Source organism: Aestuariivirga sp. (genome assembly GCF_047602625.1).
Lineage (GTDB): Bacteria > Pseudomonadota > Alphaproteobacteria > Rhizobiales > Aestuariivirgaceae > Aestuariivirga.
The window spans coordinates 509,050-530,399 of the sequence record NZ_JASGGV010000002.1 but is presented as its reverse complement, the minus strand read 5'-3'; the positions used below and the strand labels follow the sequence as shown (position 1 = coordinate 530,399).

The following is a 21,350-nucleotide window of genomic DNA, read 5'->3' as shown; positions in this document are numbered from 1 at the left end:
GAGGCGATGTATTCAGAAGGTGTCGGCGGCGTCAACCGTCCTCGCGAAGCCTGCGATGATCAGGCAGGCGATCACGGTGAGGCTCAACCCCACGCCCAGCCCGCCGATTTCCGCCGTGAAGCCGATCAGCGGCGGTCCGGCCATGAAGCCTGCATAGCCGAGCGTCGTGACAGCCGCGATGCCGCGCCCGGGGGCCGATGGCTCCAGCCTGCCGCCTCCCGCAAACAGCACCGGTGCGATATTGCCGATCCCCAGGCCTGCGAAGATGAAGGCCAGGATGGCGAGGGTGGGCGAGGGGGCGACCAGCGCCGCTGTGGTGCCCGCCGCCGCGAGCACGGCGCTCACCGTCACCAGCCGCACCGCGCCGAATTTTTGCCGCAGCCAATCGCCCGTGAAGCGCGCCACCGCCATGCCGCCCTGATAGGTGCCGAAGGCCAAGGCCGCGGTCGAAGCCTCGATCAGGAATTTGGCGCGCATGAAGATCGCCCCCCAGTCGAGGATCGAGCCTTCCACCATCAGCGCCAGGAAGCCCAGCAGGCCCAGCCCCAGCGTGGCGCGCGTCGGCCAGGCGAAATGGCTGCCGGACAATCCCTTGTCGGCGGAGGCGGGCAGCAGGAAAGGCAGCGAGACGGAGAGCAGCAGCAGTCCGCCCACCGCGAAGATCAGCGATTGCGCCATCTCGCCCGCTTCCCGCAGCAGATAGGCGCCGATGAAGGCGCCGGCCATGCCCCCTAAGCTGAACGCCCCATGGAAACTTGACATGACGGGCCGCTTCACCGCCTTCTCCACCGCGATGCCATGGGCATTCATCGCCACGTCGAGGCTGCCGATCGCCGCGCCGAACACCAGCCCCGCCGCCACGAAGGCCCAGAAATCCGGCGCATGGATGGGGCCGAGAAAAGCCACGCAGAGCAGCACGCCGATAAAGGCCATCAGCCGTGCCGAGCCGAAGCGGTTGATCAACACCCCCGCCAGCGGCATCGACAGCACGGCCCCTGCGGCCAGCGACAGCAGCGCCAGCCCGAACACGCCCGCCCCCACATCCAGCCGCTCCTTGGCCAGCGGAATATGCGGCACCCACGCGCCGGTGATCAGGCCAAGCACAAGGAAAACCAAAAACACCGCGTGGCGCGCGGCGGAAGGAGAAGACTGCATCGGGACTCACGGCTGGTTGCTGCGGGAGGCGTGATAGCGGGCCAGGCCGGGAAATGCCACCTTTCGTCTTCCCCTGCGAAGCGGGGGAAGACGGGACCCGCTGCAAAGCAGCGGGGAGATGAGGGCCCTTCGCTGCCGGCGTCCGCCCTCACCTCCCCATCGCTGCGCGACGGGTCCCTTCCTCTCCCGTCGCGCGGGAGAGGACCGTCAAGCCAGATCTCTCGTATTGACATCGTATATACACTCCTCCACAATGCCCTGCATGTCAAAAGCCCTCGCATCCCCCCCTCCGGCAGCCGATCCGAAAGGCAGCATCAACCTCCGCATTGAAACGGCCACTCGCCAGCTCATCGACGATGCGGCGGCGGTGCTGGGGAAGACGCGCACGGAATTCATGGTCGAAAGCGCCCGGCGGCAGGCCATAGATGTGCTGCTCGACCAGAAGCTCTTCGTGCTGGAGCCGAAGCGTTACGATGCCTTCCTGCGGGCGCTCGATCATCCTCCCGCGCCGGGGCCGAAGCTCAAGTCGCTGCTGCGCCGCGTGCCGGCATGGCGGAAATAGGCAGGAGGCCGAAGCGCACCGGCAGCGGCCTTTCGGCGCCCGTTCCGCTTGCCGCCGGTCATAACGTGTCGGGTTTCGATTGCGGTGATCCGGCGCTGAACGATTGGCTCCGCCACCGGGCGCTCAAGAACGAAAGCCGCTTCTCGCGCAGCTATCCGGTGTGCGCGGGCAATAGGGTTGTGGGATTTTTCTGCATTTCCGCCGGAGCCGTCGAGCGCGGCGCGGCCCCGTCCAAACTCCGGCGAAACGCGCCCGATACGATTCCGGTTTCGGTGATCGGACGCCTCGCGGTTGACCGCCAATATGCGGGGCAGGGCCTGGGCGCCGACCTCCTGTCGGATGCGCTCAGACGCATCGCCATTGCCTCGCAAAGCATCGGCATCGGCGCGGTGCTTGTCCACGCCAAGAATGACGCCGCCAAACGCTTCTATCTCCGCTCAGCGGAATTCATCGAATACCCCCAAGACAGCCGCATGCTATTCCTCCCCATGGAAACGGTGATCGCGGCGTTTGGGTGATGTTGCTATGAGCAAGAGAATGAAACCGGTGCATCGGTGTTCATGTCCCAGCTTCGATGCCGTTCAATTTTGAATTCGCCACGGATCACATAGCCTTGGGGCCCATTGGGAAGAGCGATGTGCGGGATAATGAGCGGCTTGGTGTCCACGCAATCCAGAACCGGAACCTTGTCGCCCGGAATCAGGGTTGCGATTTTTTCCATGCCTTCAATATCCGCAAACACATCGATCTGCTTTTCGGCAACAAGAATGATTCGGTTGCCCAGGTAAAGAAACGCGGACAGGCCTGCCAGCAAGACGGCGGCGACGGCAGATTTCCGGCCGGAGATTTTTCTGCTCATGGAATGAACCCACTTCCTTTGCATGAAATATAGCTCGGCCAAGACTCGCCAGTCATGATCTTGTTCGCTGCTTCCGGCAAAACTTTATCTGTCACTCCGACGGTAAGCCGGAGCCCAGACTGTCCGTATTTCGGCTATTGAAAGTCTGGTTCCCGGCATCCGCCGGGATGACAGGTGAGGGGAGGAGAAGCACCACCCACACGTCACCCCGGTGAAGGCCGGGGCCCCGCTTACTGGCGGGTGAAGCGGGATTCTGGCGTGTTCCAGAAAGACGGAAAGGGGTGGTGGAAACTCACGCGCGCGGTGGCTCAGGTGCAGTTGTCCATAACCCGCATGGCCCGTTCATGCGCTGCAGTGAGTGCCTCATATGGCGTGTTCAGAATGCGCTCGATATGCTCGAATTGTTCCATGCCGCGCACGATGAAGGGATGATCGCCCGGCCCATCTTCATCGCCCATGAGCCATGGGTAATCGGCGAAAAGATTTGCAATGAAGGTGTTGTATGGGATTTTGGCAAGCGTGTTGGCAGGAAGCCAGAATTCCAGCGGGTAAACGGCATCATCGGCAATCTTGGTTGTCAGTACACAGACGTTTGCCCCGTCAGGACTTACCCACCCAAGGTGATCTTTGCGCCCGAAATCGAAGGGAGTGTTTCGGTCGAAATACACGACCATTCCGTATTTGCCGCCATAATCCTGCAAGCCCCTGAAATCGGGATCGCTCCAATAATGTTCGGGAATGCTGCCGAGGATCACGAGATCGAGTGGCTGGAGCAGCCTGCCGTTCCGGTCCAGAGGCCGGAGTGTGGTATGAAAGTGCTTATTGAAGTCGGTCATCTCAATCCTGCTTCCGGTCTCATCTGATGTCTCGGAGGTTAGACCAGTTTCGCGTCCCGGCCATGGGCTTTCCGCCCACCCTCACCTCCCATCGCTGTGCGACGGGTCCCTTCCTTTCCCGCTCTGCGTGAGAGGACTTTGCGTTATCCCTCACACGTCACCCCGGCAAAGGCCGGGGCCCCGCTTGCGGGCGGGTGAAGCGGGATTCTGACTTTCGTCAGAATGACGGAGCGGAGGTGGCCGCTTCGCTGTCTTCCCCTGCGAAGCGGGGGAAGAAGGGACCCGCTGCAAAGCAGCGGGGAGATGAGGGCTTGTCGCGTCCGACGCCAAACCCTCACCATGCGCTCAATCCGCATTTTCTTTTTCCCGCCTGGCCCACCATTCGACAGATGTGTTCCCGTAATCTAAAAGGCCCACATGCCAAACGGCGTAACCACACACGGAATGGACTGGAAGCGGTTCTTCAGGCTTCTCGTTTCCCCTGCCAGCGATGGCAACCGGCGGGCGCACTATGCTCTCGCCACGTTCCTGACAGTTTTTATCGCGGTATTCCTGCTTTTCGTCATGGACAGGCAGTGGCAGTTTTGGCGCCAAGTATTGTTTTTCCTGTTTTGCGGAGGCCTATTTTTTTGCTGGAGAACGCGGTCACCGCTTTCCAAAGGGCTGACCTTCGGCTTGGTGCTGTGGATTTTCGTGCCTCTCTTTTTTCCGTCGGCGTTCACCTATCCCGACGAGCGGACATTCGCTGAACGCCTTGCAACCAAGCCCTTTGAGTGGTTTTTGGAATTCGTCGATTTTCGAGACCGCTGATCCCCCTCCCGTTCCGCCGCCGGGCGTCCTAAATATCTCCCATGTCCGACTCGACCGAGCCCCTGTCCGGCGCTGATGTCATCCGGGATGCGGTGAAGCGCCTTCCGGGGAAGCCCGGCGTCTATCGCATGTATGATGCGAAGGGCGATGTGATCTATGTCGGCAAGGCGCGCAATCTGCGGAACCGCGTCTCGAACTACACGCGCCTTGGCGGCCACACCAACCGCATCGCCACGATGATCCAGCTCACCTCGGCCATGGAATTCGTGACCACCGCCACGGAAGCGGAAGCCCTGCTGCTCGAAGCCAATCTCATCAAGAAGCTGAAGCCGCGCTTCAACGTCACGCTCAGGGACGACAAGTCCTTCCCCTATATCCTGATCGCCCGCGATCACCCGATCGCCCAGCTTGCCAAGCATCGCGGCAGCCGCAGCCGGAAGGGCAATTACTACGGGCCTTTCGCATCGGCGGGCGCGGTGAACCGCGCCATCAACACGCTGCAGAAGGCCTTCCTGCTGCGCTCCTGCACCGACAGCTATTATGAGAACCGCACCAGGCCGTGCCTGCTCTACCAGATCAAGCGCTGCTCGGCGCCCTGCGTGGGCTATATCGCGCCCGGGGCTTATGAAGAGCTGGCGCTTGAGGCGGAAGCCTTTCTCGACGGCAAGAGCCAGACGGTGAAGGCCGAACTCGCGAAGCAGATGGAAGACGCGTCGGAGCGGCTCGACTTCGAGCAGGCGGCGCGCATCCGCGACCGCATCCAGGCCATGAGCTTCGTCACCGCCCAGCAGGGCATCAACCCCGAAACGGTGGAAGAGGCGGACGTGTTCGCCATCGCGCAGGAGGGCGGGCAGACCTGCATCCAGGTATTCTTCTTCCGCTCCAGCCAGAACTGGGGCACCCGCGCCTATTTCCCGCGCGCCGACAGATCGCTGGAAAAGGCTGAGATTCTCGGCCTCCTTCCTGGCCCAGTTCTATGATGACAAGCCGGTGCCGAAGCTGGTTCTTCTCTCGCAGGAAATCGAGGACCGCGAGGTTCTGGAAGAGGCGCTCTCCACGCTGGCCGGCCATCGCATCGAGGTGGCGGTGCCGCAGCGGGGCGAGAAAAAGATGCTGGTCGATCATGCGGAGACCAATGCGCGGGAAGCCCTGGGCCGCAAGCTTGCGGAGTCTTCCTCGCAGGCGAAACTGCTGGAAGGGGTGGCCAAGGTGTTCGGCCTCGCCGAACCGCCGCGCCGCATCGAGGTTTATGACAACTCGCACATCCAGGGCACAAACCCGGTGGGCGGCATGATCGTCGCCGGGCCGGACGGATTCATCAAGCCGCAATACCGCAAGTTCAACATCCGCTCGGAAGAACTTGCGGGGGATGATTTCGGCATGATGCGCGAGGTGCTGACGCGCCGCTTCTCGCGGCTCCTCAAGGAGGAGTTGCAGCGGCCGGAGGATGAGGAAACCGATTCCTCCTGGCCCGATCTGGTGCTGATCGACGGCGGCCAGGGCCAGCTCACCGCCGCCAAGGCCGTGCTGGATGAGCTGGGCCTGTCCGATCTTCCCGTGGCGGGCGTTGCCAAGGGGCCGGACCGTGACGCGGGGCGCGAGCATTTCTACATGACCGGCAAGTCCTCCTTCATGCTGGAGGGGCGCGATCCGGTGCTCTATTATATCCAGCGGCTGCGTGACGAAGCGCACCGCTTCGCCATCGGCTCGCACCGGGCCAGGCGGTCGAAGGCCATCGGCGTCAACCCGCTGGACGAGATTGCCGGCATCGGCCCCACCCGCAAGAAGGCCTTGCTCATGGCCTTCGGATCGGCGAAATCGGTGTCGCGGGCAAGCGTGACTGATTTGCAGGCGGTCGATGGCGTGAGCCGGGCCATGGCGCAGGCCATATACGATCATTTCCACGAAGGTGCAGAATGAGCATCGCAGGAGCGCCGAAAGTGGCGGGTTATTCAAAGGTCTGGAACGTCCCCAATCTTCTCACCTACGGGCGCATCGTGGCGGTGCCCGTGGTGGCGGGCCTCATCATGTATGGCGGCACCAATGCGCGCTGGGCGGCGCTGATCATCTATGTGGTGGCGGCCATCACCGATTTCTTCGACGGCTATCTGGCCCGGCGCTGGCAGCAGCAGTCCTCGCTTGGCCGCATGCTCGATCCCATTGCCGACAAGGTGCTGGTGGCCGTCGTACTTTTGGTGCTGTCGGCCGATGGCATCATGAACGGCGGGCATATCTGGGCCGCCATCATCATCCTGTCCCGCGAGGTGCTGGTGTCGGGCCTCCGCGAATATCTGGGCGAACTGCAGGTGTCGGTGCCGGTCACCAAGATCGCCAAGTGGAAGACCACCGTGCAGTTGCTGGCCATCGGCTTCCTCATCGCCGGCCCCGCAGGCGAGCAGCTTGTGCCGCATTTCACCGGCTTCGGCCTGTTCCTGCTGTGGATCGCCGCAGCCCTCACGCTCTACACCGGCTATGATTATTTCCGCGCCGGACTCCGGCATGTGGTGGATTGATGAAGGTGCTTTACTTCGCCCGCATCCGGCAAATCGTCGGGCGGAGTTCCGATGACATTCAGCCGCCGGAAAGCGTCAAGACCGTCAGCGCCCTCATCGACTATCTTGCCGCCCGCGATCCCGGCTGCGCCGCCGCTTTCGCTGATCGCCGCACGCTGAAGGCGGCGGTGAACAAGTCGCACGTCTCCCTCGATGCGCCGCTGGGCGGGGCGGATGAGGTGGCCTTCTTTCCCCCTGTCACGGGCGGCTAGCGCCATGCGCCTCAATGTGTTCCTGCAGCGCGCCGGGGTTGGCAGCCGCCGCGAGGCCGAGCGGCTGGTGGCGGAAGGCCGGGTCAGCGTCAATGGCATGAAGGCAGAGGCCACCACGCCGGTAGAGGAGGGCGACAACGTCACCCTCAATGGCAAGCCGGTGGCGCCCGCCATGCGGCCGCTGCCGCGCCTGTTCCTGCTGCACAAGCCTGTTGATTTCCTGGTCACTCACCGCGACCCGCAGGGGCGGCCTACGGTCTTCGATCTCGATGCGCTGAAGCCGCCGCGCTATCCCTCCACCATGCCGCGCCTGATGACGGTGGGCCGGCTCGACGTGAACAGCGAGGGATTGCTGGTTCTTTCAAGCGACGGCCCGCTGGCGCAGGCGATGATGAGCCCGGCCATGGCGCTCTCGCGTGTCTATCGCGTCCGTCTCTATGGCCGCCTGTCGGATGAGAACATCACCGCTCTGGCCGAGGGGGCGACGGTGGACGGCGTTCACTACCGCGGCGCTGAATTCGTGCGCGAACTGGAAAAGGGCGGGCGCACCAACACCTGGTACCGTGTGCGCCTCACCGAAGGCAAGAACCGCGAAATCCGCAAGCTGGTGGAGCATTTTGGCGGCCGGGTGAACCGGCTCATCCGCGAGCAATATGGCCCCTTCACGCTCGACGGGCTCAACACCGGCGACATGAAGGAAGTGGCCCCCGCAAAAGTGCGGGAGCTGATGGCGTTTCTGAAAAAGAAGGGCGCGAAGCTTTAAGCCGCCTTCTTCTTGGGCCGCACGGCGCTGGAATAGGCATCCATCAGCACGCGCGACATGTTGCCGGGCGTGAAGCGGTAGGGGCCGACCTCGGCCACCGGCGTCACTTCCGCAGCGCTGCCAACGATGAAGCATTCGTTGAAGCTCGACAGCTCCTCCGGCATGATCCGGCGTTCGATCACTTCAATGCCTTCCTTTTTCGCGATCTCCAGCACCGACTGGCGCGTCAGGCCGTTCAGGAAGCAATCGGCGATCGGCGTATGCAGCACGCCATCTTTGATGAAGAAGATGTTGGCGCCCGTGCATTCCGCCACGCGGCCCTGCCAGTCCAGCATCATGGCATCGGCATAGCCCTTCTTCTCCGCGCGGTGCTTGGAGATGGTGCAGATCATGTAAAGGCCTGCGGCCTTGGCATGAACCGGCGCGCACACGGGATCGGGGCGGCGGTAATCGGCGATGTCGAGCTTGATGCCCTTCATCTTGGTTTCGGGATCGAACATCGATGGCCAGCCCCAGGTGGCAATCGCCACGTGAATGGTGCTGTGCTGTGCCGCCACCGCCATCATTTCCGAGCCGCGCCACGCCACCGGGCGCACATACTGGTCACCGCCGCCGTTCAATTCCACGACCTTGGCCTTGGCGGCATCCAGCTCATCGAGAGAGTAGGGGATTGTGAAGTCCATGATCTCCGCCGATTTGTGAAGGCGGATGGAATGCTCGCGGGACTTGAAGATCACGCCATCATAGGCGCGCTCACCCTCGAACACGCAGGAGCCATAATGGAGGCCGTGCGTGAGGACGTGAATCTTGGCATCCTTCCAGTTGACGATCTTGCCATCGAACCAGATCACGCCATCGCGCTGGTCGAACGGGATAAGGGCTGCCATGGGAAGAACTCCTTCGGGGTCAAGTCAGGTTTTTTGCAACACGCGCGTGCTTCGTCTTATATGTCATTGGAGAACAGGCGTTTGCAGCGTCTGCGCAACAACATGTCGTGTTGGCGGGTTTGAACGTAACAAAATCGGAAAAATATGTCAATATGGCTGACATAATTTCTGCCCAAGATTTGGGCGAGACTGACACTCTGGCGCTCATCGAGTTGTTATTCTTCGCCTATCGCGATTTTGTGTCCGATCCGGATGAGATTCTGGAGGAGATCGGATTTGGCCGGGCGCATCACCGCGTCATCCATTTCGTTGGGCGCGATCCCGGCATGACGGTGGCCAGCCTGCTCGACACCCTGCGCATCACCAAGCAGAGCCTGGGCCGGGTTCTCAAGGATCTGATCGATCAGGGATTCGTATTCCAGAAGGAAGGCGAGACAGACCGGCGGCAAAGACTGCTCTATCTGACAGAGCATGGCGAAGCCCTCCGGCAGCGGCTGCTGGCCCCGCAGCTTCTGCGTTTCAGGCGGGCCATCGCCGAGTGTCCGAAGGGATCGGGACATAATTACCGCGCCATGCTGTATCATCTCGTCAGCCCGGAAAACCGCGAAAGCGTGCGCGACTGGATCGAGAAGGCGAGCGAGATCGGAGGCTCTGGCGAATCCCGTGAGTGAGCAACCGCATATCCTGGTGGTCGATGACGATCGGCGCATCCGCCAGTTGCTGCAGTCCTTTCTTGCGGACAATGGCTATCGCGTCACGGTTGCAGCTTCGGCGCAGGAGGCGCGCGAGCGCCGCCGCGGCATCACCTTCGATCTGATCGTGCTCGACATCATGATGCCCGGCGAAAGCGGCCTCGATCTCACGCGCGCGTTGCGTCAGGGCAGCGATGATATTCCTGTGCTGATGCTCTCGGCGCTGGCTGAAACCGGCGACAGGATTGCAGGCCTTGCAACTGGCAGCGACGATTATCTGAGCAAGCCGTTTGAACCGCAGGAGCTCTTGCTGCGCATCGGCAATCTGCTCCGGCGCTCTGCGCGGCCGCAGGCCGTTGCAAGCGAAGCGCGCTTCGGCCCCTACAGTTTCAACATCGGCAAGGGCGAATTGAAGCGCGAGGGCGATATCGTCCGGCTCACCTCGCGGGAGAAGGATTTTCTCCGCGCGCTTTCGGCAAGCGCCGGCGTGCCCGTCCCACGCTCCGCGCTGGCGCAGCCCGGCTCGGAAGACAGTGCGCGGAGCGTCGATGTGCAAATCAACCGGCTCCGGCAAAAGATCGAGATCGATCCGTCCAATCCCATCTACCTGCAGACGGTGCGTGGCTCAGGCTATGTGCTGCATCTCGACTGAGGTGCGAGGATGAATTCGCTTTATTTCACCTTCAGCCGTTTCCTCGAGCGGCATCTGCCGGCGGGCCTGTTCCAGCGCGCGCTCATCATTCTGGTGGCGCCGGTCGTACTGATCCAGACCATCATGACGGGTCTGATCCTCGACCGGCACTGGGACAACGTCACCAAGGTTCTGGCGCGCTCGCTGTCACGCGACATTGCGGCGCTCATCGAAATCTATGAGGAATCGGACAAGACGGACGCCGATCTCCAGAGCATCGAAAACCTTGCGAACCGGCAATTGTCCCTGGGCCTTGAAATCCAGCGTGGCGCGGCGCTGCCGGCGCCGGTGCAGCCGCCGCTCTTCTCCGCCGTGGATCGCCGCCTGACCACCTATCTGACCCGCTTCACCGGCAGGCCCTTCTGGATCGACAGTACCAGCCAGCCGGACTCGGTGGACATCCGCGTCGAAGTCGAGCGCGGGCTGATCTTCCGCCTCCTGACCAGCAATGACCGCGCCTATGCGGCCGGAACCGACACGCTGCTTTACTGGATGCTGTTTTCCTCACTCATTCTCATGGGCATCGCGGGTGTTTTCCTGCGCAAGCAGATCAGCCCCATTCTGGATCTCGCCAAGGCGGCCAAGAGTTTCGGCACGGGCCGCGACACCGGAGATTTCCGCCCGCGCGGCGCCACGGAAGTGAGGCAGGCCGGCGAGGCGTTTCTCGACATGCGTGACCGCATCGCCCGGCAGGTGGAGCAAAGAACGGTGATGCTGGCCGGCGTCAGCCATGATCTTCGCACCGTGCTCACGCGGTTCCGGCTCGGGCTCGCTGTCCTCGGCAATGGGCCGAAAGTGCAGCCGCTGAAAGAAGACGTGGCGGAGATGCAGCGCATGCTCGAGGCCTATATCGCTTTCGTGCGGGGAGATGGCGGTGAAACGCCAGAATCCGTGTCGCTGTTTGATGTGGTCGGCTCGGCCGCGCGGGCCGCCGAGCGGAGCGGCGCGCAGGTGACGATGGATGTTGCGCCGGACCTTCGTGCGCGCGTCAAGCCTGATGCCTTTTCGCGGCTTCTCGCCAATGTCATCGGCAATGCGGCGCGTTATGCCGCCAAGGTGAAGGTGAGTGCCGAGTCCGAACCTGAGCAGGTTACCATTATCGTTGATGATGACGGCCCCGGCATTCCGCCGGACAAGCGCGCCGATGCCTTCCGGCCTTTCGTCAGGCTGGATGATGCCCGCAATCTCGATGAAACGGGCACCGGCCTTGGCCTTGCCATTGCGATGGACATTGCCCGCGCGCATGGCGGCGACATCGTGATGGGCGACAGCCCGATGGGCGGCTTGCGCGTGAAGATCATCCTGCCTGTGTGAGTTCACACCGGCTCAAAATCGGTGACGCCGCGCACATAGTCATTGAGGCCAGCCGGGCGGGTTGCGGACGGGGCCGTGCGCCGGGCGCAATGGCGCACTTCGCAGAGCCGGCACCCCGAACCTACCGGGCGGGGTGTCAGCCGTTGTGCATAAATCGTTGCCTCGAAATCGCCTTGCGGGAGGAAAAGACAAACGGAAGCGTTCGCCGTTTTGAAGGCAATCGCCGCGAATGATTTTCCATCCGATGGCTTCAGCGCGGCAACGTGAAACCCGCTGCCCTCATCAAAAACCGGAAGCTGGCCACAGGGAAAATCGTCATTCGTGAGATAGAAGGGCAGCACGCCAGTCCGTACCGCAACGGCGCCCGTCGGATAAAAGGCGATCGCCGAGGTGCTGTCTTTCAAAGATGCAATCCGCAGCATGATGTTTGCGGCTGACAACGAAAAACGGCTCGAGAGCAAATTGATATCGAGTTTCGAATCGTCCGCCGCCGCCGTGAATTTTCCGCGCGGTGCCAGGATTGCGTGAGCGAGATGATCCACAAGGCAGGCCCGGGCCCCGCGCAAAACATCGGGTCTGTTGGCGAAGGAGCTCGCGGCAAGCGCCGCATCGATGACCGGCTTTCCGTCCAGCCGCGCCAGCAGATGCGCGGTTTCCCGGATGCGGTCTTCAAAGCCCAGAACTTCGGAAAGAAAAAGCCTCTGTGAATGGCGGTCATAGCGCGAGCGGTCATGGTCCATGATCTCGCGCGGCAGGATGCGCACATCGATGCCGAAGCCCGAGCGCAGCCTTGCCTTCAATCCTGCGAAGATATCGTCCTTGGGCGATAACTCGCTCCAGATCTCTTCAGCCAGATTTTCGAGATCGTCATTGTTGCGCGACTGGAACCAGTCCGCAGCCCCGGGTTCTGAGGAGGCGACGGGGAAACCCCGCGCGGCATGGGCAAGCCGCTTCTGCATTTCGCGATAGGCGCCGTAAAGTTTCAATGCGGCGGCGGCAAAATTGGGCGCTGCCTGCGCCGCCTCGCTCAACTCCCCGCCCGGCGGCACTTCGCCTGCCAGCAGGGGGTCGGCCAGCATTTCGCGCAAGGGCGGCAGCAGCGCGTGGGCGGTTTCGCCTGCCGCCAGTTCGGAGACATCCACGCCCTCCATGCCCGACAGCTTCAACACCACTTGGGCGGTCAGCGGGCGCTGGTCGCGTTCCATGAGGTTGAGATAGCTGGCTGACAGCCCGAGGGTTTGCGCCATGGCTGCCTGGGTAAGCCCAAGCTTCATCCGCAGGCGGCGGAGCCGGGGCCCTGCGAAAATCTTGGCATTGGCGGTTGTGTTCACATGATTTACAATCGTGTAGGTGAATATTTACAAGATATAACACAATTACCGGAAATCCGGCCCTCGCACCAGCGAAATCGCGCTCCAATGTTGTATGAATTTGTCATCAACCTTGGAGAATTGCCGTGACCAGCTTTGAAAGCCTCGTTCCCTCCGCGCCCCGCCGTTTTGACGGCATCGAACGTCCCTACACGCCTGCCGAGGTGGAAAAGCTGCGCGGCTCCGTCACCCAGCGCCATACGCTGGCGGAAATGGGGTCGAAGCGGCTGTGGGAGATGCTGCACGGCGAACCCTTCGTGAATGCCCTGGGCGCGCTCTCCGGCAACCAGGCCATGCAGATGGTGCGCGCCGGCCTCAAGGCGATCTATCTTTCCGGCTGGCAGGTGGCGGCCGATGCCAATGTGGCGGGCGCCATGTATCCCGACCAGTCGCTCTATCCCGCCAACTCCGGGCCGGAGCTTGCGCGGAAGATCAACAAGACGCTGCAACGTGCTGATCAGATTGAACATTGCGAAGGCCGCAAGACCGTCCAGAACTGGTATGCCCCGATCGTCGCGGACGCGGAAGCGGGCTTTGGTGGGCCACTCAATGCCTTCGAGATCATGAAGGCCTATATCGAGGCGGGCGTCGCCGGCGTTCACTTCGAGGATCAGCTGGCATCGGAAAAGAAATGCGGCCACCTCGGCGGCAAGGTGCTGATCCCTACCTCGGCCCATATCCGCAACCTCATTGCGGCGCGGCTGGCGGCGGACGTGATGGGAGTTCCCACCCTCATCGTGGCGCGCACCGATGCGGAAGCTGCAAAGCTCATCACCTCCGACATTGACGAGCGCGACAAGCCCTTTGTTCTCTCGCAGGAGCGCACGCCGGAAGGCTTCTATCATGTGCGGAACGGCATGGAGCCCTGCATCGCCCGCGCCATTGCCTATGCGCCCTATTGCGACCTGATCTGGATGGAAACATCCACGCCCGATCTCGGGCAGGCGCGGAAGTTCGCCGAGGCCGTCCACAAGGCGCATCCCGGCAAGATGCTCGCCTATAACTGCTCGCCCAGCTTCAACTGGAAAAAGAAGCTCGACGAAACGACCATCGCGCGCTTCCAGAAGGAGCTGGGGGCGATGGGTTACAAGTTCCAGTTCATCACGCTCGCGGGCTTCCATCAGCTCAACCACGGCATGTTCGAACTGGCGCGCGGCTATGCCGCCACGCAGATGGCCGCCTATTCGAAGCTGCAGGAGGCGGAGTTCGCATCGGAAGCCCATGGCTACACCGCCACGCGCCACCAGCGCGAAGTGGGCACGGGCTATTTCGATCTCGTTTCCACCACCATCACCGGGGGCAAGTCGTCAACAACGGCCATGAACGACTCAACAGAACACCATCAATTCCAGGCCGCGGAATAGGGAGGACCCACCATGCTGCAAACTCATGTGAGAGACCGGGCGGAAGCCCAGACGTCATCGATGACCGACAAGCAGGCCGAGGCCATCCGCCGCCTGGCGAATGATCTTCACCGCCTCAACACGGCGATGATCGCCGCGGTGGAAAGCGGGCTGTCGGTCGAATTGCAAAGGGGCGCGCGTCATCACGCCAATGGCGGCTGGGGCGATCTGATGATCCCGGTGGTCGTGAAAACCGCTTAAAACAGCCGGCCGCCGTTGGGTACCTTGCGCTCGATGGCGGCCAGCACCACGTCGCCCTGTTCGTCGGGGAAACCCAACGTCAGCACTTCCGACATGAAGGGGCCGATCTGGCGCGGCGGGAAATTCACCACTGCCGCCACCTGCCGTCCCATCAGCGTCTCCGGCGTATAATATTTGGTGATCTGGGCGGATGATTTCTTGACGCCGATCGAGCCGCCGAAATCGATCTTCAATTTGAAGGCGGGCTTGCGCGCTTCGGGAAACGGATCGACGCCCACAATGGTGCCGACGCGGATGTCGACCTTCTGAAAATCATCATAGCTGATGGTCATGGTTCTCTACTTTGCAAGTTCGCGGGCGCGCAGGGTGGCGGCTTCGATGGCCTTGTCGAACAAGGGCTGCATGCCGTTTTCCGCCATCAGGATTTGAAGCGCCGCGTAAGTGGTGCCCTTGGGCGAGGTTACATTCTGCCGCAAGGTGGCGGCAGGCTGACCCGAGACGCGCATCAGTTCACCGGAGCCCGCCACGGTGGCGCGCGCCAGTTGCATCGCGAGATCGGATGGCAAGCCCATTTTCTCGCCAGCCGAAGCCAGGCATTCGGTGAGATAGAACACGTAAGCGGGGCCCGAACCCGAGACGGCCGTCACGGCATCGATCATTGCCTCGTCATCCACGGTGACGACCTCTCCGATCGAGGAGAGCAGGGCGCGGGCCAGTTCAAGCTGCGCCGGTTTCACATTCGGATTGGCCGCCATGGCGGTAATGCCACGTCCCACGGCGGCGGGCGTATTGGGAATGGTGCGGATCACGGCGGCATCACCGCCGAAAAATTTCTGGAAGGTGGCGATGGTTTTTCCCGCCACCACCGAGAGGATCAGCGGTTTTGAGCGCCCAACCGGCACGACATCCGGCAGCACCTCTTCCATCACCTGCGGCTTCACCGCCACCAGCACGACCTCAGCGTCAGTAATCGAGGAGACGGGCGGATTGAGGCGCACGCCATGGCGGTCCAGCAACGCCTTCACTTCCTCCGGCGGGCCCGGATCGAAGGCGGCAATCTTCTTCGGATCAGCACCGCCCTTCAACCAGCCTTCCAGCATGGCGCCGCCCATCTTGCCGGCACCCACGAGCACCAATGTGCCCTTCAGTGAAATCGTCATGCTTCGCCCATGGTTTCAAACAAACTCGATTCCAGCGCATCCTCAGCCGAGCGGCCCGCCCAGAGAACGAACTGGAAGGCCGGAAAATAGCGCTGGCAGTTCTCCACCGCCAGACGGATCAGCATTTCGCACTGGGCGTCATTGGCTTCGGCACCGCCGCTCAACAGCAGGCTGTTGCGGAACATCAGGCTGCCGTCCACCGCCCACATGTCGAAGTGGCCGCTCAGCATCTGCTCGTTGATGAGGCCGACGAGCCTCGCGGTTTCGCCGCGCTTGGCCTGCGTCACCTTCACGTCGAAGGTGCAGGCGACGTGCAGGGTCTCGACATCGTCGCGCCAGTTCATCGCCACGTGGAGATCGCTCCACGGCGCTTCGATGCGCATCGTCACTTCATGCGGATTGGTGCGGTCGAAATGCCATTGCAGGCTCTCGGCCACCCGTTCCACCCGGTCAAGGGGGTTGGGCAGTTCCGCCTCGTATGCCTGCGCCAAAGCCATCCGAAAATTCCTCCGCTGGCTGACGAATCAAACATCAGCCGCAGAGGACCATGCCCAAGGCTTTAAGTCGCAACAAGTGCAGTAGCGGAAGCGGAGGTGATTCCCCCACAGCTTAATCAGCGCGGCTGTCCGATGATGATTCGGGCGCAGCCTTAAATTCGAGGGCGGAAATGCGCGCCGCCAGCGCGTCGTTTTCCTCGCGCGCTTTCGCCGCCATGGCCTTCACGGCCTCGAACTCCTCGCGCTTCACGATGTCGAGGCGGTTCATGATCCGCTCGACCTGTGCTTGCACCAGCGTGTCGATTTCGCGGCGGAGGCCCTGTGCCGCACCCGCGGCGTTGGTCATCAGCTTGGCCACTTCGTCAAAGAAGCGGGTGGAGGTGGTGGTCATGTGCGAACCCTCGTTTGCTTCTAGATATTGCGTCGCGCCGCCGCATTCAAGCCAAGGGTCATTTGCCACCTGAACGCGAGGCGCGTAGACACTCGCCCAGCATGTTCGCCGTCATTCCCTATCCGCAGATTGATCCCGTCCTGTTTTCGGTGGGGCCATTTTCCGTGCGCTGGTATGCGCTGGCCTATATCGCCGGGCTGCTCTTCGCGCAGTGGTACATGAAGCGGCTGGTCAGCAACCCGGCACTCTGGGGCGGATCAAGGCCTTCGATGACGCCGGAGCAGGTGGACAGCTTTTTCATCTGGTCGCTATTGGGCGTGGTGCTGGGCGGGCGGATCGGTTATGTGCTGTTCTACAATCCCTTGCACTATCTCTCGCATCCCCTTGATATCGTTAAGATGTGGGATGGCGGCATGTCGTTCCACGGCGGCTTTCTGGGGGTGGTCGTGGCGTGCCTTCTGTATGGGCGCAGTATCGGCACCGGGCTTGACCGCATGCTGGATCTGGGTGCTGCGTCAGTGCCCGTTGGCCTCGGGCTGGGGCGGCTGGCGAACTTCATCAATGGCGAACTTTACGGACGGCCCAGCGATGTGCCGTGGGCGATGATTTTCCCGAATGATCCGCAGCAGGTGCCGCGCCATCCCAGCCAGCTTTATGAAGCCGCACTCGAAGGTCTGGTGCTGTTTCTTGCCGTGCGGATCGCCACGCACCGCTTTCAGGCGCTGGCGCATCCGGGCCGCGCGTCGGGCATTTTCGCATTAGGCTATGGGCTGTCGCGCATCCTCGTTGAAACGGCGCGGGAGCCCGATGTGCAGTTGGGCTATTTCGCGGGCCTCCTCACCATGGGTATGATCCTGTCGCTGCCCCTCTGCGCCATCGGCATCTGGCTTTTGTGGCGGTCCAGCCGTGACGCCGCTTGAAACGCTGATCCGTGAACTGATCGTTCAGGAAGGCCCGATGCGGCTCGACCGCTACATGGAGCTGTGCCTGGGCCATCCGCAGCACGGTTATTACATGGCGCAACAGCCGTTCGGCGCGGATGGCGATTTCATCACCGCGCCGGAAGTCTCGCAATTCTTCGGCGAATTGATCGGCATCTGGTGCATCGGCGCGTGGCAGGCGATGGGAAGCCCCAATGAGTTTGTCCTCGCAGAACTGGGGCCGGGCAGGGGCACGCTGATGGCCGATGTGCTGCGCGCGGCGCGCGTGGTGCCCGCTTTCACGCAGGCGGCCCGCGTTCATCTGGTCGAAACATCGCCGCGCCTCACCGCCATCCAGCGCAACACCCTTGCCGGAGACGTGCACTGGCATGCGCGGATCGAGGAGTTGCCGCAAGCGCCGATGATTCTTCTCGCCAATGAATTCTTCGATGCTCTGCCCATTCGGCAATTCGAGCGCCGAGAGGGTCAGTGGTTCGAGCGCACCATCGGCTTTGAAAACGATGCGCTGTCCTTGGGTCTCGTGCCCAGCGATGCGCGTTTTCAAGGAAACGATGGCGATGTCATCGAAGCGTCACCCGCGCGTGCCGAGATTGCTGCGCTCATCGGGAAAAGACTCAAGGCGAATCACGGCGCGGCGCTCATCATTGATTACGGGCATCTGCGCTCCGCCCCTGGCGACACGCTGCAGGCGCTGCGCAAGCACAAGTTTGTGCCCGTCACCAAATCACCCGGCGCATGCGATGTCACTTCGCATGTTGATTTTTCATCGCTTGAAAAGAGTTTCGCGCAAGAGGGTGCGCAAGTTTTTCCACCGCTCACGCAAAGAAACTTCCTGCTCGCCATGGGGCTTGAGCAGCGCATGGCTGCGTTGAGCGCAAAATCATTGCCTGCCCAGCAAAGCCTGTTGAAACGTGGGGCATCGAGGCTTGTGGACGAGGACCAGATGGGTAACCTGTTCAAGGTTCTGGCCGTGGTGAGTCCCGGCCTTGATGTGCCCTATCCGTTTGGCGGGTGATGATCACGTCTGATGCCCTGTCTCTGCCCGGCATATCCCACGGCTTCTTCACGCGGGAAGGCGGGCGCTCGGGCGGCATTTTCGCGTCGCTCAACTGCGGCATGGGATCGGGCGACGACAAGGAGACCGTGCGCGAGAACCGCACCATCGCCGCCGGAAAACTTGGCGTCAGCGAAAATCATCTGCTCACGGCCTGGCAAATTCATTCGCCCAACGTGCATGTGGCGACGGGGCCTTGGGCTCAAGGTCCGGAGCGGCCGCGCGCCGATGCCATGGTCACGCGCGAAAAGGGCCTCGCCATCGGTATCCTCACGGCGGATTGCGGGCCGGTGCTGTTCGCCGACAGCAAGGCGGGCGTCGTCGGTTGCGCCCATGCGGGATGGAAGGGCGCGCTCGGCGGCGTCACCGATGCCACCCTTGAAGCGATGGAAAGGCTGGGCGCAAGCCGTGCCGATACGGTCGCTGTCATCGGCCCGATGATTTCCGGTGCGGCTTACGAGGTCGGGCCGGAGTTTCCCGCCCATTTCCTCGCGCAGGACGAACGCAATCAGCGCTATTTCACACCATCCGCAAGGCCCGGCCACGCGATGTTCGATCTCCCCGCCTATCTCAAAAGCCGGTTGTATCGGGAAGGCGTTGGCACGGTCATCAATCTCGGCCTCTGCACCTTTGCGGATGAAGCACGATTTTACAGCTACCGCCGCGCCACGCATCGCGGCGAGAGCGATTATGGCCGCCAGATTTCGGCCATCGCACTGAAAGAGGAATGACGCATGGCGCTTCACTTCAAGCGGTCCGAATATGATCAGCGCATCGCCCGCGTCACGGCGGAGATGGCGGCGCGCGGCCTTGATGGCCTGCTGATGTTCCAGCAGGAGAGCATGTATTATCTCACCGGCTACGACACCTTCGGCTTCTGCTTCTTCCAGTGCCTTTATCTGGGGGCCGACGGCAAGCTGGCGCTGCTCACCCGCTCCGCCGATCTCCGGCAGGCGCAGCACACCTCGATCATCGAAGACATCCGCATCTGGACCGATGCCGCGGGTGCAAAGCCCGCCGCGCAGTTGAAGGACATGCTGGAAAGCCTCGGCTGCCGGGGAAAGCGCCTTGGCATCGAAACCGAGAGCTATGGCCTCACCCATTTCAACGGCAAGGCGGTTGATGCGGCGCTCGACGGGTTCTGCGCGCTGGTGGAAGCCAATGACCTTGTGAACCGCGTCCGCGTGGTGAAGTCGAAGGCCGAGCTCAAATATGTGCGGAAAGCCGGTGAACTCGGCGATGCGGCGCTGAAGGCCGCCATCCGCAAGACAAAGGCAGGTGCTGACGAGGGCGATATCCTTGCCGCCCAGCAGGGCGCCATTTTTGCGGGCGGCGGCGATTATCCGGCCAACGAGTTCATCATCGGCTCGGGCCGCGATGCGTTGCTGTGCCGCTACAAGTCAGGCCGCCGCGTGCTAAAGGCGCGCGACCAGCTCACCCTCGAATGGGCGGGCGTCTACCGGCACTATCACGCCGCTTTCATGCGTACACTGATCATCGGCAAGCCGTCGAAGCAGCATCTCGCCATGGACAGGGCGGCGCGGGAGGCGCTGGCCGCCGTCGAGGAACAGCTCCGCCCCGGCCACACGGCGGGCGATGTGTTCGCCGCCCACGCGCGGGTGATGGATGATCACGGCATGCAGAAGCACCGGCTCAATGCCTGCGGCTATTCGCTGGGGGCGAAGTTCACGCCCAGCTGGATGGATTCTCCCATGTTCTATGCCAACAACCCGCACCCCATCGGGCCGGGCATGGTGTTTTTCTGCCACATGATCCTGATGAATTCGGATGCAGGCGCTGCCTTCTGCCTGGGCCGCACCTATATCATCGGCGACAAGAAGCCCGAGCCCGTCTCAACCCATTCGCTGGATATGATCACGCGATAAGCCATGCTGCCCGCCCCCCTCAAAGCGCTGCTCTCCGTCCTGCTCCTGCTGGTTCTCGCGGGCTGCGCCAGCACGGCGAAAATCGGCGATGCGGGCAATACCAATCCCAAGGGCAAGACGCCGCCGCCGGTTGTGCTGCAGGTGTTCACCGGAATTCCACCCGACAAGGCCAAGTCCTTCACGGCGGCGCTGGCGGCTTCGGGCGGCCAGCATGATATCGGCATCCTGCAGGGCCAGGCGCTGGCGGGCAGCTATTCGCTGGGCGGCACGTTCAGGTCGGCCTCGGGCGCCATTTCCTACAGCTTTGAATTCCGCGATGCCGATGGCGTGCTGGTCGACACGATCACCGGCAGCGCGCCCTCCAGCGGCGCGGACTGGAGCGGCGTCACGCCGGATACGCTTCAGCAGATTGCCTCCGATACCACGCAGCGCATGGCGGCAACGCTGGGGCGCATGGGCTTTGCCACCCGGCAGGCCTCGCTCATCATGCCGCCGGCCAATGTGTTCATGGCGGCGCAGCCAGGCACTCACTATGAAGTCGATCTTGAAACGCTGAATGGCCCCAATGCCATCGAGGCGGCGGGCATCCCGTCTGAGATTGCCGCCGCCGAACCTCCCGTGCCGGAGCCTGAGGTTCCGCCGCCGCCCAAGGCCAGCGACATCATTCCCGGCCATGCGGTCATCAAGGTGGTGGCCGTGGTGCCGGTGGAAGGTTCGCCCGGAAAAGGCAATGGCGAACTCACCGAAGCCATGCGGCGCACCCTCAAGGCGGCGGGCTGGCCGGTGGTGGAGGAGCCGCGCGCCGATGCGCTGGTGGTGCGGGGCAAGGTCGATCTCGCCAAGGCGCAGGGCGGCAACCAGAAGGTCGCCGTCCACTGGGTGGTGGAAACGCCGCAGGGGAAATCGCTGGGCGACGTGAAGCAGGACAACAGCGTGCCCGCCGGGTCGCTGGACCAGGGCTGGGGACCTGCCGCCACGGCGGTGGCGGATGCCGCATCTTCAGGCATTTTCGATATCATCAAGGCCTACCGCTAACCCGATTTGGGCCATTCCGCCGCGCCCCTCAGACTCACTTTGCACCGTCACGAAAGCGTTGTTATAGACGCCGGGCAGC

General features: G+C 62.5%; 25 protein-coding genes and 1 pseudogene. 17 read left to right on the top strand and 9 right to left on the bottom strand.

Annotated elements, in window-relative coordinates:
- Nucleotides 1–12: 12 nt before the first annotated feature.
- Entirely contained in the window at nucleotides 13–1,155 is a 1,143-nt protein-coding gene (locus QM694_RS07530) for an MFS transporter (protein ID WP_415006328.1), read from the bottom strand.
- A gap of 262 nt (nucleotides 1,156–1,417) precedes the next feature.
- Between QM694_RS07530 and QM694_RS07525 the strand changes: the two genes are divergently transcribed.
- The gene (locus QM694_RS07525) at nucleotides 1,418–1,717 is read left to right on the top strand and encodes a DUF1778 domain-containing protein (RefSeq protein ID WP_415006327.1); all 300 of its coding nucleotides are present in this window, start codon (nucleotides 1,418–1,420) and stop codon (nucleotides 1,715–1,717) included.
- The gene (locus QM694_RS07520) at nucleotides 1,705–2,235 is read left to right on the top strand and encodes a GNAT family N-acetyltransferase (RefSeq protein WP_415006326.1); all 531 of its coding nucleotides are present in this window, start codon (nucleotides 1,705–1,707) and stop codon (nucleotides 2,233–2,235) included. The genes QM694_RS07525 and QM694_RS07520 overlap by 13 nt, the downstream gene beginning before the upstream one ends.
- 5 nt (nucleotides 2,236–2,240) lie before the next feature.
- Here QM694_RS07520 and QM694_RS07515 read toward each other — a convergent pair whose 3' ends face one another.
- Complete coding sequence (locus QM694_RS07515; RefSeq protein WP_415006325.1) at nucleotides 2,241–2,576, bottom strand: hypothetical protein; 336 nt, start codon at nucleotides 2,574–2,576, stop codon at nucleotides 2,241–2,243.
- 308 nt (nucleotides 2,577–2,884) lie between these two features.
- The gene (locus QM694_RS07510) at nucleotides 2,885–3,412 is read right to left on the bottom strand and encodes a hypothetical protein (RefSeq protein ID WP_415006324.1); all 528 of its coding nucleotides are present in this window, start codon (nucleotides 3,410–3,412) and stop codon (nucleotides 2,885–2,887) included.
- A 444-nt stretch (nucleotides 3,413–3,856) separates the two neighbouring features.
- Between QM694_RS07510 and QM694_RS07505 the strand changes: the two genes are divergently transcribed.
- The 5 genes and pseudogenes from QM694_RS07505 (at nucleotide 3,857) to QM694_RS07485 (ending at nucleotide 7,749) form a co-directional block, all read left to right on the top strand.
- Complete coding sequence (locus tag QM694_RS07505) at nucleotides 3,857–4,222, top strand: hypothetical protein (protein WP_415006323.1); 366 nt, start codon at nucleotides 3,857–3,859, stop codon at nucleotides 4,220–4,222.
- Between the two features lie 41 nt (nucleotides 4,223–4,263).
- A pseudogene (gene uvrC, locus QM694_RS07500) lies at nucleotides 4,264–6,142 on the top strand (excinuclease ABC subunit UvrC).
- A complete protein-coding gene (gene pgsA / locus QM694_RS07495; protein ID WP_415006322.1) occupies nucleotides 6,139–6,735 on the top strand; it encodes a CDP-diacylglycerol--glycerol-3-phosphate 3-phosphatidyltransferase in 597 nt (198 codons plus the stop codon). Before uvrC ends, pgsA begins: the two are co-directional and overlap by 4 nt.
- Nucleotides 6,735–6,986: a molybdopterin converting factor subunit 1 gene (gene moaD, locus QM694_RS07490; RefSeq protein WP_415006321.1), complete on the top strand. Its 252-nt coding sequence runs from the start codon at nucleotides 6,735–6,737 to the stop codon at nucleotides 6,984–6,986. The genes pgsA and moaD overlap by 1 nt, the downstream gene beginning before the upstream one ends.
- 4 nt (nucleotides 6,987–6,990) lie before the next feature.
- A complete protein-coding gene (locus tag QM694_RS07485; RefSeq protein WP_415006320.1) occupies nucleotides 6,991–7,749 on the top strand; it encodes a pseudouridine synthase in 759 nt (252 codons plus the stop codon).
- Here the strand turns inward: QM694_RS07485 and QM694_RS07480 are convergent.
- Nucleotides 7,746–8,636: a branched-chain amino acid aminotransferase gene (locus QM694_RS07480; RefSeq protein WP_415006319.1), complete on the bottom strand. Its 891-nt coding sequence runs from the start codon at nucleotides 8,634–8,636 to the stop codon at nucleotides 7,746–7,748. The genes QM694_RS07485 and QM694_RS07480 overlap by 4 nt on opposite strands.
- A gap of 152 nt (nucleotides 8,637–8,788) precedes the next feature.
- On the opposite strand from QM694_RS07480, the gene QM694_RS07475 reads away from it, so the two are divergent.
- From QM694_RS07475 to QM694_RS07465, 3 genes are read left to right on the top strand one after another with little or no spacing between them, the layout of a single operon-like run.
- Nucleotides 8,789–9,307 carry a MarR family winged helix-turn-helix transcriptional regulator gene (locus tag QM694_RS07475; protein ID WP_415006318.1) on the top strand — a complete coding sequence of 173 codons (519 nt, stop codon included), beginning with the start codon at nucleotides 8,789–8,791 and terminating at the stop codon, nucleotides 9,305–9,307.
- Nucleotides 9,300–9,980 (top strand): response regulator, encoded by a 681-nt coding sequence (locus QM694_RS07470; RefSeq protein WP_415006317.1) that lies wholly within the window; start codon nucleotides 9,300–9,302, stop codon nucleotides 9,978–9,980. The genes QM694_RS07475 and QM694_RS07470 overlap by 8 nt, the downstream gene beginning before the upstream one ends.
- A 9-nt stretch (nucleotides 9,981–9,989) precedes the next feature.
- Nucleotides 9,990–11,333, top strand: a complete 1,344-nt coding sequence (locus tag QM694_RS07465) for an ATP-binding protein (RefSeq protein ID WP_415006316.1) — start codon at nucleotides 9,990–9,992, stop codon at nucleotides 11,331–11,333.
- 2 nt (nucleotides 11,334–11,335) lie between these two features.
- Here the strand turns inward: QM694_RS07465 and QM694_RS07460 are convergent, their stop codons facing one another.
- Nucleotides 11,336–12,664 carry a helix-turn-helix domain-containing protein gene (locus QM694_RS07460; protein ID WP_415006315.1) on the bottom strand — a complete coding sequence of 443 codons (1,329 nt, stop codon included), beginning with the start codon at nucleotides 12,662–12,664 and terminating at the stop codon, nucleotides 11,336–11,338.
- Nucleotides 12,665–12,789: 125 nt separating this feature from the next.
- On the opposite strand from QM694_RS07460, the gene aceA reads away from it, so the two are divergent.
- Together aceA and QM694_RS07450 are read left to right on the top strand one after the other, a co-directional pair.
- The gene (aceA, locus tag QM694_RS07455; protein WP_415006314.1) at nucleotides 12,790–14,067 is read left to right on the top strand and encodes an isocitrate lyase; all 1,278 of its coding nucleotides are present in this window, start codon (nucleotides 12,790–12,792) and stop codon (nucleotides 14,065–14,067) included.
- A gap of 12 nt (nucleotides 14,068–14,079) precedes the next feature.
- Nucleotides 14,080–14,307: a hypothetical protein gene (locus tag QM694_RS07450; protein ID WP_415006313.1), complete on the top strand. Its 228-nt coding sequence runs from the start codon at nucleotides 14,080–14,082 to the stop codon at nucleotides 14,305–14,307.
- Here QM694_RS07450 and QM694_RS07445 read toward each other — a convergent pair.
- The 4 genes from QM694_RS07445 to QM694_RS07430 all read right to left on the bottom strand — a co-directional run bounded on the left by QM694_RS07445 (nucleotide 14,304) and on the right by QM694_RS07430 (nucleotide 16,355).
- A complete protein-coding gene (locus QM694_RS07445) occupies nucleotides 14,304–14,639 on the bottom strand; it encodes a tRNA-binding protein (protein ID WP_415006312.1) in 336 nt (111 codons plus the stop codon). The genes QM694_RS07450 and QM694_RS07445 overlap by 4 nt on opposite strands.
- A 6-nt stretch (nucleotides 14,640–14,645) precedes the next feature.
- Nucleotides 14,646–15,467: a pyrroline-5-carboxylate reductase gene (gene proC / locus QM694_RS07440; RefSeq protein ID WP_415006311.1), complete on the bottom strand. Its 822-nt coding sequence runs from the start codon at nucleotides 15,465–15,467 to the stop codon at nucleotides 14,646–14,648.
- Nucleotides 15,464–15,964, bottom strand: coding sequence for a YbjN domain-containing protein (locus QM694_RS07435; protein WP_415006310.1), 501 nt, complete (start codon nucleotides 15,962–15,964; stop codon nucleotides 15,464–15,466). The genes proC and QM694_RS07435 overlap by 4 nt, the downstream gene beginning before the upstream one ends.
- Nucleotides 15,965–16,076: 112 nt before the next feature.
- Nucleotides 16,077–16,355 carry an accessory factor UbiK family protein gene (locus QM694_RS07430; RefSeq protein WP_415006309.1) on the bottom strand — a complete coding sequence of 93 codons (279 nt, stop codon included), beginning with the start codon at nucleotides 16,353–16,355 and terminating at the stop codon, nucleotides 16,077–16,079.
- Between the two features lie 101 nt (nucleotides 16,356–16,456).
- On the opposite strand from QM694_RS07430, the gene lgt reads away from it, so the two are divergent.
- From lgt to QM694_RS07405, 5 genes are read left to right on the top strand one after another with little or no spacing between them, the layout of a single operon-like run.
- Complete coding sequence (gene lgt / locus QM694_RS07425) at nucleotides 16,457–17,275, top strand: prolipoprotein diacylglyceryl transferase (protein ID WP_415006308.1); 819 nt, start codon at nucleotides 16,457–16,459, stop codon at nucleotides 17,273–17,275.
- On the top strand, nucleotides 17,262–18,311 hold the full coding sequence (locus QM694_RS07420) for a class I SAM-dependent methyltransferase (RefSeq protein WP_415006307.1): 1,050 nt from the start codon (nucleotides 17,262–17,264) through the stop codon (nucleotides 18,309–18,311). Before lgt ends, QM694_RS07420 begins: the two co-directional genes overlap by 14 nt.
- Nucleotides 18,311–19,081, top strand: a complete 771-nt coding sequence (gene pgeF / locus QM694_RS07415; RefSeq protein WP_415006306.1) for a peptidoglycan editing factor PgeF — start codon at nucleotides 18,311–18,313, stop codon at nucleotides 19,079–19,081. Before QM694_RS07420 ends, pgeF begins: the two co-directional genes overlap by 1 nt.
- A gap of 3 nt (nucleotides 19,082–19,084) precedes the next feature.
- Nucleotides 19,085–20,236, top strand: coding sequence for a M24 family metallopeptidase (locus QM694_RS07410; protein ID WP_415006305.1), 1,152 nt, complete (start codon nucleotides 19,085–19,087; stop codon nucleotides 20,234–20,236).
- Between the two features lie 3 nt (nucleotides 20,237–20,239).
- Nucleotides 20,240–21,271 (top strand): hypothetical protein, encoded by a 1,032-nt coding sequence (locus QM694_RS07405; RefSeq protein WP_415006304.1) that lies wholly within the window; start codon nucleotides 20,240–20,242, stop codon nucleotides 21,269–21,271.
- Nucleotides 21,272–21,350: the final 79 nt, after the last annotated feature.